The following is a 13,409-nucleotide window of genomic DNA, read 5'->3' as shown; positions in this document are numbered from 1 at the left end:
GGGTTATGAGCACGAAAATCATCAGCCTGGTGTCCATCGGCGCCCACCCGACGTCCGGTCGGCCGCGTCGCGCGGAACAGGATGCGCGGGCAGTAGAACTGGGCCTGCAACTGGCTGGGGATAACCTGCAAGTGCTGCATGCCGGCGACATTGCCGAGCCTGCATTGCGCGCTTACCTGGGCATGGGGCTTGAGCAACTGCATGTGCTGGAACAACCGCAAGGCGCCGATGCGCTGCCGGCACTGACCGAGTATCTGCGCGATGCCGGTGCTCAGGTGGTGTTGACTGGCAGCCAGGCGGAAACCGGCGAAGGCTCGGGCATGTTGCCGTTCCTGCTGGCGGAAAGCCTGGGCTGGCCGCTAGTGGTGGGACTGGCGCAGGTCGAGTCCATCGATGGCAGTTCGGCGCTGGTGTTGCAAGCCTTGCCGCGCGGTCAACGTCGTCGGCTGAAGGTGCGCCTGCCGTTTCTGGCGACGGTAGATAATGCTGCACCCAAGCCTCGGCAGAGTGCCTATGGCCCGGCTCGACGCGGCGTGCTGCAAGCGCAGGAAGTTGAAGTCATCGATGATGAACTGCTCGCGGTCGCCAGCCTGCAACCGGCCAAGCCACGACCCAAGCGCCTGAAGGTGATCAAGGCCAAGAGCGGTGCCGACCGCATGAAAGCCGCGACGGCCAAGGCCAGTGGCGGAGGCGGGCAGGTGCTCAAGGGCGTGACGGCCCAGGCCGGGGCCGAGGCGATTCTGAAGTTGCTGATTGAGGAAGGTGTGGTTCGCTAGGGCTGCGCTGCAAGCCGCAACAACCGGACAAACAACCGTGCCGTCGCTGCGTTGTCGCGTCTCAAGCGCTCGCGTTAAATCGGGCGCTCAAAGCCCTGTGGAGTTCAATTAAATGGAAGTGCTGTTTCGTTCGGCCACGCGTGGCGATGCGCGTGAGATTGCTCGCCTGTTTCAAATTTCGTCGGAAGGCGCTTCGGATTACATCTGGAGCCAGATCGCAGAGCCCGGCCAGGATTTGTTGGATGTCGGCGCCATTCGGTATGCCCGCGACGACGTGGATTTCTCCTACCAGAACTGCCTGATTGCCGAGGCCGGTGGCCAGGTCATTGGCATGATGCACAGCTACGTGATGCGTCACGATCCACTGGCGGAGCCGACGACCGATCCGGTACTGGCGCCTTACGCCGACATGGAGGTGCCCGATACTCTGTACATCTCCAGCCTGGCCCTGCATGAAGGCTGGCGCAATCGGGGGCTGGGCGTGCAGTTTCTCGCCCATGCTCAAGAACGTGCCGACCGACTGGGGCTCAATGGCCTGAGCCTGATCGACTATGCCGCCAACACTGGCGCCCGGCGCTTTTACGAGCGGCACGGTTTCGGGATCATCAAAACCTGCCAGGTAACCCCTCATCCAATGATCCGCGTCACCGGTGAAGCCTATCTTATGCACAGGCCTTGATCCTGCCGCGTGAAAGTGCAAACGGCGGTTATCCACAACTCCATGGATAACCTTTGTCACCCTGCGTACCCCAGCCCGTTGAACTACAGTTTTCTATGCGCTGTTTAAGGGTGCAGCACGGTTTCGGGAGCTATCTGACGTTCAGCGCTTACTCATAAAACCTGGTTTTTATGAATGGGTTGTATATGAACGCTTGCGGTCGGGCCCTGATGCTCTTTGCATCGGCTATGTGTCTGTCTTCGGGATTGATGTCTGCCATCCAGACAAAAGCTCCCGCGGCACGTGCCGATGGCGTTGCGGATTTCTATCAGTGGATGGAGTCTGAGCAGGGGCAGAAAGCGTCTCTGGTGCAGCTTAGGCAGCAGTGCGAGAAAGTGCTGGATGCTGCTGAAAACCTCAGTTGCTCTGTGTCGGTTCTAGCCAGAATATTCGAGGCCAAAGCCGCAAATCAGCTCCCCGAGTATTATCTGGCAATCAAGCGTAAACACGCTCTGGCGATCGAAAGGGATCCAGAGCTGAAAGCATTGTTTTCAATGTTCGGCAACGAATCTCTCTCGACCCTGAGAGCCCTCGACGATTTCTCTGTGAAAAGAACCAGGCAGCGGGAAGTGCTTGCGATTCATCCTTATTCCAGTGAGTTTTCCATCGCCGAAGAGGTGCTGCCATTCATTGATGTCAGCGCGGCAAATGGTTATTCCTCACGTTTCATTCTCGATACGGGTGCGCCGCAAACCCGAGTCAACAATGAAACTGCGAAACGGATGGGGGTCAGGCTGTTAACCGACTCGCACTATGCCTACAGCACTTTTTATGGTGAGCGTGACGTGTCTGCCAGGCTCGGGATTCTTGAATCCATAAAAGTAGGAGCAAGCGAATTCAGGAACGTCCTGGTCTTTGTCAGCGATAGGGACAACTTGTTGGGGCTGGATTTGATCAGCAAGCTGGGGCGGCTGAAAATCACCAGGAAAACGCTGGAGCTCAATGCCGCGCCTGCCGAGCGCTGTGACTCGCCGATTATCTACACCCGAATGGATATCAACCAACGACTGGCCATCACCGCGAGGCTGGACAACCGAGTGACGTTGGCGATTGTGGATACCGGGAATATCGATTACCTGACGTCGGCTTCGCCGGGCAGTCCGATGAACGTCGTCGCGTCCCTGACCCCTGGCCGCTCGCCCATCAGCGCCGCCTCTCAAGAGCGCTACCAGACCTTCAAAGGCGTATTGACCTTGCCGGGCAATACCATGGCAATTCACTACAAATACTATCCAGGCTTCACCATCCCGCCGTCGTTGGTGCTTGGGCGATACGTGCCTTCGATTCTGCTCGGGTGGCGCGCATTCAAGGACTTTGAATTGAATCTGGATATCGAGTCGGGGCGGTCGTGTTTTAACAAGATCTGACCATGTCAGTTCGCCCCAATGTGTTTACCCACAATCCCTGTTAGCGCTTCTGTGGATAACATGTTCGCCCCTCGCTACAGCCCATGCAAATCGGGGGCTACAGCCCTTAGATCAAAAAACACCCAGCTTAACCTGCGGTTTTTGAACGACTTTTCCACTGAATGAGTGCATGCGGGAGCAAGGACTTGCCCCCAATCTCTGTTGGCGTTTCTGTGGATAAGATGTTCGCTTACCGCTACAGGCCTTATAAAACGTGCTCTTCAGGTGTTTGGTTAAAAATCGATCAATTCACCGGTTTTCACGGTTATACCGTCCGCAAACTTAGAAAGTCCGAGGTTATCAGCGGTTTTCCACAGCCCCCTCGAAGTTGCCCCCAAAGTCTGTTGGCGCTTCTGTGGATAAGGTGTTTGTCATCCGCCACAGGCCATGTAGAACGTGGCGTTCATGGTGCTGATCAAAAAATGATCTATGCCAGCCGAGAACTCTGGTTTTGAATAAGTCACGGATTTTCTTCAGTTTCTGTGGAGAAAGTTTCCAGCACTTGCATAGTTGTCCCCATTTGCTGTGGGTGGCTATGTGGATAACTTGTTCGCCAAACCCCACAAACCCCGCCGGCTATAGTGCGCAACGCGATAGCTCAGATTTCGTACAGTTCTAGGTCAAAACCTTGACTTCAATCTGTCGCCTGTCTTCACTCCAATGGCACAAGGACAGCCGTCACTTATCCACATCAGGTTCAGGGAGAACACATGATGGATAGCCAGCCCCATCGCTCGTCCCCTAATCCCTGTACGTTCCGCGCTTTGCTGGCGACGCCGTTGCCGCGCAAACGCACGCTGCGTCGTACCGCCAACCAGCGCGCTCGCCTATAGCGCCTGAATCCTGCCCAAACTGTTGTGCTGCCGCCGGGTGCGCCCGGAGGCCAGGTGCCCGTTCGCCCATTGATTGCAGGCAACCTCAGAGTTGCCCAATTTGCCTGAGAGGAACCTACTCATGACACGGATTGCAACGCCCATCAGCGAGATCAAGGAACACTACGACGTGATCGTCATCGGTTCCGGTTACGGCGGCGGCATTGCCGCGTCGCGCCTGTCCCGGGCCGGTAAACGGGTGTGCCTGCTGGAGCGAGGTCGGGAAATCCGCCCCGGCGAGTACCCCAACACCATGCTCGCCGCGACTGAAGAGCTGCAAGTGCATGATCCGGACGGCCACATCGGTTCACGCACCGGGCTGTTCGACTTGCACGTCAATGCCCAACAGAACGTGGTGGTGGGCTGCGGCCTCGGTGGAACGTCGTTGATCAACGCCAACGTCTCCCTGGAACCGGAGCCTGGAGTGTTTGACGACCCGCGCTGGCCGCCGCAAGTGCGCGAACACCGTGACACCCTGCTCAAGGACGGTTACGCCCGCGCCCGGGAAATGCTCAAGCCCAATCCCTATCCGAACACTGCGCCGAACCTGCCCAAACTCGACGCCAACAAAAAGTCCGCGGATTACCTCAAGCAGGGCGCACATTTCTACAAGCCGCCGATCAACGTGACCTTCGACAAACTGCCAAACAACACCAACCACGTCGGCGTCGAGCAGCTGCCGTGCAATCACTGCGGCGACTGCGTTTCGGGCTGTAACAACAAGGCCAAGAACACCACGCTGATGAATTACTTGCCGGACGCCTGGAACCATGGCGCGGAGATTTTCTGTCAGGCCGAGGTGCGGTATCTGGAGCGCGACGGCGATGGCTGGATCGTGCACTTCCAGTACCTGGACAGCGGTCGCGAAAAGTTTTCCGCGCCGACCCTGTTCGTCAAAGCCGACATCGTCGTGGTCTCTGCCGGCACTCTCGGCTCCACCGAAATCCTCCTGCGCTCTCGCGACAAAGGCCTGGCAATGTCCGGCCAGCTCGGCGAGAACATGAGCGGCAACGGCGACATCCTCGGCTTCGGCCACAACTGCGAACAGAGCATCAACGGTATCGGTTTCGGCGCGCATCCGGCCAAGGAACTGCACCCGGTCGGTCCGTGCATTACCTCGATCATCGACATGCGTACCGAAGGCGATTGGCGCAGCCGCATGGTCATCGAAGAAGGTTCGATCCCCGGCGCCCTCGGCCGGCCGATGGTGCCGAGCATGGCCGGGTTCGCCGAGTTGCTTGGCGTGCCGAGCGACGACACGTTCAGCGCCAAGGTGAAGTACAAGGAACGCGAAGTCGAGAGCTTCCTGCGTGGCCCGTACTACGGCGCGCTGCACAACATGCAGACCTACCTGATCATGAGTCACGACAGCGGCAACGGACGCATGCTGCTCGACAGCAAGGACCAACTGCGTATCGACTGGCCGGGTGTCGGCGAGCAGGAAAACGTCAAACTCGGCAACGAACGGCTGCACCAGAGCACCAAGGCGCTGGGCGGGATCTGGGTGGAAAATCCGATCTGGACCAAGTTGCTCAAGCACAGCATCGTCTCGGTACACCCGTTGGGCGGTTGCGTGATGGGCGAGGACGCGGCGCAAGGCGTGGTCAACCACAAGGGGCAGGTGTTCAGTGGTGCCAGCGGCAGCGATGTGTACGCCTCGTTGTATGTGACCGACGGTGCGGTGATCCCGACGTCACTGGCGGTCAACCCACTGCTGACCATCTCGGCGGTGAGCGAGCGCAATATGGGACTGCTGGCGGCTGACCGCGGCTGGCACATCGACTACAGACTGCCGTCGGCGCCGCGTAAACCGTCGGTGCCGCAGACTCTCGGTGTGCAGTTCACCGAAACCATGAAGGGCTATTTCTCCCGGGCCTTCACCGCTGCGCAAAGCACCGACCTGAAAGTCTATGAAGCCGCGGCCAAGCGTGGCGAAGCGGACAACTCACCTATCGATTTTACCCTGACCATCACTGCCGCCGACCTCAATCGTATGATCAAGGAGCCGGAGCATGCCGCAACTCTGGTCGGCACGGTTAACGCTGCGGCTTTGTCGCCTCAGCCGCTGACCGCCAGCAATGGTGTGTTCAACCTGTTCGAGCAGTATCAGCAACAGGTCGGCGTGCGCCACATGAACTACGACATGAAGCTGACCGCCGAGGACGGCAGCGATTATTTCTTCAGCGCCTTCAAAACCGTGCCGGAAGACAATGGCGTGCTGAACATCTGGCACGACACCAGCACCCTCTACATCACGCTGTATCGCGGGCCGGACAAGAGTGGCGAGGTGATCGGCTGCGGGGTGATGCACATCCACCCGACCGATTTCGCCAAACAGCTGACCACCATGAAGGTGCTCAACGCCCGCAACGAACGCGAGCGCATCGACGGTCTGGCGCGCTTCGGCAAGTTCTTCGCCGGCATCCTCTGGGAAAGCTACGGTGGGGTGTTCGCCGGTGACATTTACTTCAACCCCGATGCACCGCCACGGCAAAAACGACCACTGGATGCGCCGCCACCGAGCGTGCATTTCTTTTCCACCGAGGATGGCGTCGAACTAAGACTGACCCGCTATCAGGGCGGTACAAAAGGCCCGGTGATGCTGGTGCATGGCTTGGGGGTGGGTTCGAACATTTTCTCCACCGACACCATCCAGACCAACCTGCTGGAATACCTGTGCAAGCATGACTACGACGTCTGGTTGCTGGATTTTCGGGTGAGCATTCTGCTACCGGCGAGCAAGCGGGAATGGAACGGCGACCAGATTGCCCAATACGATTTCAAGGCGGCCATCGCTCTGATCCAGCAGGAAACCAAGGCTGACGATGTGCAGTGCGTGGTGCATTGCTACGGCGCGACGACGTTCTTCATGTCGCTGCTGGCCGGGTTGCAGGGCGTGCGTTCGGTGGTCTGCTCGCAGATTGCCGCTGACACCGTGGTCGCCACGGCGACAGGCTTGAAGGCCGGGCTGCACCTGCCGGGGATGCTCGACGCGCTCGGCATCAAATCACTCACTGCCTATGCCGACAGCAAGGAAAACTGGTTCAACAAACTCTACGACAAAGCTCTCAATGGCTATGCGCGGATCGAAGCCCAGGGTTACTGCACCAACCCGGTGTGCCACCGCATCACCTTCATGTACGCCTCGCTGTACCGCCACGACACCCTCAATGAAACCCTGCACGACAACCTGCACGAGCTGTTTGGTGAGTCGAACATGCACACCTTCGAGCATCTGGCGCTGATCGTGCGCAAGGGGCATCTGGTGGACTTCAAGGGGCATGACGTATACATGCCGCACTTCGAGCGCTTGAGCATGCCGATTTGCTTCATCAGCGGCGCCGACAACCAATGCTACCTGCCGGAAAGCACGCTCAAGACCTACGAGCGGGTATGCAAGGTCCACGGACCGGAGCGCTACAGCCGGCATGTGGTGCCGGGCTACGGCCACATCGACTGCATGTTCGGCAAGAACGCGGTGGTGGATGTGTACCCGATCATCCTTGAACACTTGGAGAAAACAGCTCTCGGCTGACTCGAGACCGAATCGGCTGCTTCGCGGGCAAGCCCGCTCCCACAAGGTGACTGCACTCCTGTGTGGGAGCGGCTTGCTCGCCAAAGCTGAGTACCAGGCATCGCACGATGTGAGTCTTGCACAAGGAAAAGGATGATATGGACACCTGCATCCGCTGGTTTCAACGCTTCATCTGGCTAGGCATTTTAATGAACATGGTGTTCGCAATCCCGGCACTGTTTGCGCCGGCATTGCTGACCTCGATGCTCGGTATGCCGCCGCAACTCTCCGACCCGTGGCTGGAAAATGCCGGCATGCTGCTGGTGGGGATCAGCCTGTTCTACATGCCATCAGGCTTCAACGCACCGCGTTATGTCGTGCATTCGTGGCTGTGCGTGTTGTCGCGATTAGTCGCCGTGGCGTTCTGGATCTACCTGATCGACACCAGCAACCAGGCCCAGGTATTCGTGCCGATGCTGCTGGGCGATCTGAGCATGTTTCTGATCCTCGGGATTCTGCTGTACCTGGGCAGCGCTCCCGCCAATCGGCCCTGGGCGTTGCTTCGCGACGGCTGGCGCGAGTGGTGTGCAGCCTGGGCGCGACGCTGGCAGCAGCACAGTTTCAAGGTCGCCACGCTGATCGTGGTGCTGGCGCTGGGGTTCATCGGTTACCAGACCTGGTATCAGATGCTGCGGGTGGTGCCGGCCGAGCAATATGCCTCCGACGAAGACCACTACAAGTACGCCGCCATTGGCCTCGGTGTTGAGGCGCGGATCCCGTATTACCTGTTCGCCGTGCTGCCGCAAATGTGCCCGGAAAAACTGCCGAAGCCTGGCGGCTACGAAGTGTTCGGTTTCCTCTACGAAAACGGCAAGGATCTGCCGATCGGCATGGCCAAACGACAAATCGGCTACCCGACCGTGGAGCCCAACTGCGCGCTGTGCCACACCGGCTCCTACCGCGCCAATGCCAGCGACGTCGCCACTGCGGTGCCCAGTGCACCGGCCAACACCCTGCAACTGCAAGCCTTCCAGTGGTTCGCCTACGATTGCGCCAGCGACCCGAAATTCACCACCGATGCGGTGATGGCGGCGATCAACAGCAAGTTCCAGCTCGGATTCTTCGAACGGTTGTACAACCGCTACCTGATCATCCCGATGGCCACGAGCGCGCTGATCAAGCAGAAACAGGCCTATGCCTGGCAACAATTGCGCGCACCGCAAGGGCCGGGTCGCACCGACACCTTCAACCCGACGAAAATGGTGGTATTCGGCTTCCCGGATGACTCGACCATCGGCACCGTCGACTTGCCACAAGTCTGGAACCAGAAACCCCGGGAGTCGCTGTACCTGCACTGGGACGGCAATAACAACGACATTCACGAGCGCAACTATGCGGCGGCCATGGCCGTGGGCGCGACGCCGGAGTCGGTGCTGCCGGCCAGTTTCAATCGGGTGACCAACTGGCTGCTGGGCCACAAGGCACCGGCCTGGCCGTTCGCGCTGGATCAGGCCAAGGTCGCCCGGGGCAAGCCGGTCTGGGAAAACAACTGCGCCGGTTGCCATGATTTCGGCCGCACCGACACCGGTCAGGTCACCACCAACATTGATGAACTGGGTACCGATCCCCATCGGCTGAACTCGTTCACCACTGGTCTGGTGACGGCGTTCCACGGCTTCAAGAAATCGCCGTTCGATTTTGGCGCCTACCGCAAGACCCAGAGCTACAGCAACACGCCCACCGACGGCATTTGGTTACGCGCGCCGTACTTGCACAACGGTTCGGTGCCGACACTGTGGGATTTGCTGCAACCCCCGCAACTACGGCCGCAGGTGTTCTTCACAGGCTCCGACATTTACGACCAGGACAAGGTTGGTTTCGTCACCAGTGGCGAGCAAGTGAAAGCCTCGGCGGACTTCAAATACGACACTCGTCTGGAGGGCAACCACAACGGTGGCCATCTGTACGGCACGCAACTGTCGGAACTCGATAAGCGGGCGCTCATTGAGTTCATGAAAACCCTGTGAACCCACTACGGATGGAGGAGTGCCAACATGTCATTAGCTGCTCATTGGGAACATGAATACGACAAGGTCAAGGTGCGCCTGCACGGGTTGTTCGCACGGGTGGAAATAGCCTGGATGAAGCTCATCAGCGAGCTCGAACCCGAGGAGTTCCAGGCGATCATCGCGCTGCTGCAACGGGGGCATGATCAGGCGCAGTACGTGCTCAAGCACGGTGAGTTGCCGGACGACCAGCCAAGCGTGCCGTGGGAGTTGGCCCACGGCTTGTCGATCCTGCGCATCGGTAACGCCAGCCCGTTGCCGCAATCGGTGGATGAGCTGCAAACCCGGGTGCTGAAGGACGGCAGTCTGCTCGGTTGCCGCAAATGGGAACTGCTCGATCTTTTATGGAGCGAAGCGCTGCTGAAGTGGATCGAAAACCTGCGCCATCACGCACCCTTTGCCACTGACCCGGCACTGGTGAAAATGGAACGCGACGTGACCCTGGCGATCGCCGGTGACTGGGGCACCGGGCCATTCGACAGCCATGCCCCGGCGGTGGCGGTGGCCAATCAGATGCAACTGGCCCGGGCCAATTTCACCATTCACCTGGGGGATGTGTATTACGCCGGCACCCGTTCCCAGGAGGACGCGGACATGGCCGGTTGGCCGATGGGCACGCAGGGTTCGTTCTCGCTCAATTCCAACCACGAGATGTACAGCGGCGCCCACGGCTATTTCAAGGAACTGGCCAAGCGTTTCCCGGTGCAGCAGGGCACCAGTTACTTCGCACTGTACAACGACGACTGGCTGGTGATCGGCCTCGACTCGGCGTATGCCTCGGACGCCATGAACCTGTACATGGATGGCACCCTGAACCAACCGCAGATCGACTGGATGAAAAGCCTGCCCAAGCGCAAGAAGCTGATGGTGCTCAGTCATCATCAGGGCTTTGACATCTCAGGGCACAACAAGACCGCGCTGTATCAACCGGTGTGCGACGCCCTGGGGCGCGAGCCGGACTACTGGTATTGGGGCCATTTGCATAATGGCATCTGCTACGCCGCCCAGGGCGGGTTGCACGCACGTTGCGCCGGGCATGGGGCGATTCCCTACGGCAACGCCAGTGAACTGGATGGGCATTCGCGGGTGTTGTGGTCGGAAACCCAAAATGCGCGGGATGAGGCGTACCCGTTACGGGTGCTGAATGGTTATGTGAAGGTACGGCTGGTGGGGGAGAACATCGAAGAGACGTTTATTGGCGAGGATGGGTCGGTGCGGTGGTCTTCAAGTTGATTGAGTGAATGTGGGACCGCTTTCGCGAGCAAGCCCGCTCCCACCTTTGGTCTGTGTCGTTCACAAAACTTGTGTACGCCACCGATCCATTGTGGGAGCGGGCTTGCTCGCGAAGCTTTTGGTCTTGATCAGCCCTGAACCGGAACCCCTTTGAGGTACGGCGCAGGCTCGGCCCCAAGATTGCTCAGCAGACGCTCGCTGTACCAGTCCACGAAGTTGACCACGCCGAACTCATAGGTCTTGGAGTACGGGCCAGGCTGGTAGGCGGTGGAGTTGATGCCGCGCTGGTTCTCTTCGGCCAGGCGACGGTCCTGGTCGTTGGTGGCGTCCCAGACCTGGCGCATGCGCTCTACGTCGTAGTCCACGCCTTCGACCGCGTCCTTGTGCACGATCCACTTGGTGGTGACCATGGTTTCCTGGGCGCTGATCGGCCACACGGTGAACACAATGATGTGGTCGCCCATGCAGTGGTTCCAGGAGTGCGGCAGGTGCAGGATGCGCATCGAGCCCAGGTCGGGGTTCTTGATGCGGCCCATGAGCTTGGCGCAGCCCTGTTTGCCGTCCATGGTCATCGATACGGTGCCCTTGAGCAGCGGCATGCGCACGATGCGGTTACGCAGGCCGAAGCTGGCGTGGGCGTAAGGGATCTTCTCCGCTTCCCAGGCAGCGGCGGAGGCAGCCACGTGGTCCTTGAACGCCTGGTCGGCGCGCGGGTCGGTGACGTCGTCCCATTCCAGCAGGGTTTTCAGCAGTTCCGGGTGCGACGCGTTGCAGTGGTAGCACTCGCGGTTGTTTTCCAGCACAAGCTTCCAGTTGGCCTTTTCCATCAAGGTGGTTTGCACCGCCACCTTGGTGTTTTCCATGTCGTACGGTTCCATGTAATGGTTGAGCGTCGACAGGAAGTCATCGATGGCCGGCGGGTTCTCCGCCAGGCTGATGAAGATGTAGCCACCGGCGGTCTTCACGTTCACCGGTTTGAGGCCGTACTGATTCATGTCGAAGTCGGCGCCCATTTCGGTGCCGGCGAACAACAGACGACCGTCGAGTTCGTAGGTCCACTGGTGATAGTGGCAAACCAGCTTGGCGACCTTGCCCTTGTCGCTGGTGCACAGGCGCGAGCCGCGATGGCGGCAGACGTTATGGAACGCATGCACCACGCCTTCGGCGCCACGGATCACGATGATCGGGTTCTTGCCGACCTGCAGGGTCAGGTAGTTGCCCTTGGTGGGGATCTCGCAGGTCATGCCGGCGATCAGCCACTCTTTCTGAAAGATTTCCTGCATGTCGATATCAAACAGGCGCTCGTCAGAGTAAAACGGCTGCGGCAGCGAGAACGTGCGCTCGCGCTCTTGCAGCATCTGGGCGGTGGCCTTGCGTGCGGGTTCCAGCGGATCGCCCAGGCTCAGGGTAGTAGTGACGTCCATCGTTTAATCCTCAAGGCCATCTGCGTGGCCGGCGAAAGTGGCTAATCAGGTGTGCTGTTCAGGGTTGCTACGCAAGGTGTAAAGAATGTGTCTTGGTATGGGGCGAGTGTGGGGCCGGCGCAGGCCAGAACCTTATCCATGGGCGACATGGTGCAATCTGTTCCCGACGCGCAAGCCCCGGCAGTTGGGGGCTGGTCGCGATAAGCATGTCAATGTCGCAGATAGGTAAATGGGTGGTTCGCGCTATACGCAGAATCGCCAACATGAAGGCCGACAGTCGGCCGTGGAGATCAGCATGTCCAATAACTTCCTGAACCCGGTAACCACCCAGACCTGGGCCAATGGTCGACACATCGTCCGTTGCGTCAAAGTCATCCAGGAAACCTGGGATGTGCGCACCTTTTGCTTCATGGCCGATCAACCGATCATGTTCTTCTTCAAGCCGGGGCAGTTTGTCACCCTGGAGCTGGAGATTGAAGGCCAGCCGATCATGCGTTCGTACACCATTTCCAGTTCGCCTTCGGTGCCGTACAGCTTTTCGGTGACGATCAAGCGGGTTCCGGGCGGCAAGGTCTCGAACTGGTTGCACGACACCCTGCATGAAGGCTACGAACTGGCGGTGCACGGCCCGGTGGGCCTGTTCAACGCCATTGATTTCCCAAACCCGAAAGTGCTGTACCTCAGCGGCGGCGTGGGGATCACACCGTGCATGTCCATGGCACGCTGGTTCTTCGACACCAACGGCAACGTCGACATGGCATTCATCCATAGCGCCCGCTCGCCCAAGGACATCATTTATCACCGCGAGCTGGAGCATATGGCGGCGCGGATCGAAAACTTCAGCCTGCACCTTATTTGCGAGAAGCACGGTTTCGGTGAGCCGTGGGCCGGTTACCGTGGTTATCTGAACCACAAGATGCTCGAACTGATGGTTCCGGACTTCCTTGAGCGCGAAGTGTTCTGCTGCGGCCCGACGCCGTATATGAACGCGGTCAAGCGCCTGCTGGAAAACGCCGGCTTCAATATGAAGCGCTACCACGAGGAATCCTTTGGCGCCACGCCGCCAGAGGCGATCGCCGATGCCGTGGAAAATGCCGAACAGGCTGCCGAGGCACCGGAAATCGATGCGGCGGATTTGCACGAGGTGGAATTCACCGCCTCCGGCAAGAGCATCCGCGTGGCCCCGGGCGAAACCGTGCATGCGGCGGCGGCCAAGGTTGGCCTGATGATTCCCAAGGCGTGCGGCATGGGCATCTGCGGCACCTGCAAGGTGTTGAAGCTGGGTGGCGAAGTGGAGATGGAGCACAACGGCGGGATCACCGAGGAAGACGAAGCCGAAGGGTACATCCTGTCGTGCTGCAGCGTGCCGAAGGGCGACGTGCGCATCGAATTCTAATCAA

Annotated in this window: 8 protein-coding genes; 7 read left to right on the top strand and 1 reads right to left on the bottom strand. The window is 59.3% G+C overall.

Annotation, left to right across the window (positions count from 1 at the left end; all coding sequences use genetic code 11):
• The first annotated feature begins 5 nt into the window (after positions 1 to 5).
• From etfB to ACEN8Z_RS00615, 6 genes are all read left to right on the top strand, one after another.
• The gene (gene etfB, locus ACEN8Z_RS00640; RefSeq protein WP_007985972.1) at positions 6 to 776 is read left to right on the top strand and encodes an electron transfer flavoprotein subunit beta; all 771 of its coding nucleotides are present in this window, start codon (positions 6 to 8) and stop codon (positions 774 to 776) included.
• 112 nt (positions 777 to 888) lie between these two features.
• Complete coding sequence (locus ACEN8Z_RS00635; protein WP_495596472.1) at positions 889 to 1,455, top strand: GNAT family N-acetyltransferase; 567 nt, start codon at positions 889 to 891, stop codon at positions 1,453 to 1,455.
• A 170-nt stretch (positions 1,456 to 1,625) separates the two neighbouring features.
• Positions 1,626 to 2,861, top strand: a complete 1,236-nt coding sequence (locus ACEN8Z_RS00630; RefSeq protein WP_495596471.1) for a retropepsin-like aspartic protease — start codon at positions 1,626 to 1,628, stop codon at positions 2,859 to 2,861.
• 993 nt (positions 2,862 to 3,854) lie between these two features.
• Positions 3,855 to 7,307, top strand: a complete 3,453-nt coding sequence (locus tag ACEN8Z_RS00625) for a GMC family oxidoreductase N-terminal domain-containing protein (protein ID WP_495596470.1) — start codon at positions 3,855 to 3,857, stop codon at positions 7,305 to 7,307.
• A gap of 137 nt (positions 7,308 to 7,444) precedes the next feature.
• The gene (locus ACEN8Z_RS00620) at positions 7,445 to 9,313 is read left to right on the top strand and encodes a c-type cytochrome (protein WP_495596469.1); all 1,869 of its coding nucleotides are present in this window, start codon (positions 7,445 to 7,447) and stop codon (positions 9,311 to 9,313) included.
• Positions 9,314 to 9,340: 27 nt separating this feature from the next.
• Complete coding sequence (locus ACEN8Z_RS00615; RefSeq protein ID WP_495596468.1) at positions 9,341 to 10,585, top strand: metallophosphoesterase; 1,245 nt, start codon at positions 9,341 to 9,343, stop codon at positions 10,583 to 10,585.
• Between the two features lie 128 nt (positions 10,586 to 10,713).
• On the opposite strand, the gene gbca is transcribed toward ACEN8Z_RS00615, so the two are convergent.
• The gene (gene gbca / locus ACEN8Z_RS00610) at positions 10,714 to 12,009 is read right to left on the bottom strand and encodes a glycine betaine monooxygenase oxygenase subunit (protein WP_007975514.1); all 1,296 of its coding nucleotides are present in this window, start codon (positions 12,007 to 12,009) and stop codon (positions 10,714 to 10,716) included.
• A gap of 295 nt (positions 12,010 to 12,304) precedes the next feature.
• On the opposite strand from gbca, the gene gbcB reads away from it, so the two are divergent.
• Positions 12,305 to 13,405 carry a glycine betaine monooxygenase reductase subunit gene (gbcB, locus tag ACEN8Z_RS00605; RefSeq protein WP_495596467.1) on the top strand — a complete coding sequence of 367 codons (1,101 nt, stop codon included), beginning with the start codon at positions 12,305 to 12,307 and terminating at the stop codon, positions 13,403 to 13,405.
• Positions 13,406 to 13,409: the final 4 nt, after the last annotated feature.

Source organism: Pseudomonas sp. Pseusp10 (assembly GCF_059492225.1).
The sequence above is the reverse complement of the archived record's forward strand: the minus strand, read 5'-3'. Positions and strand labels throughout refer to the sequence as shown.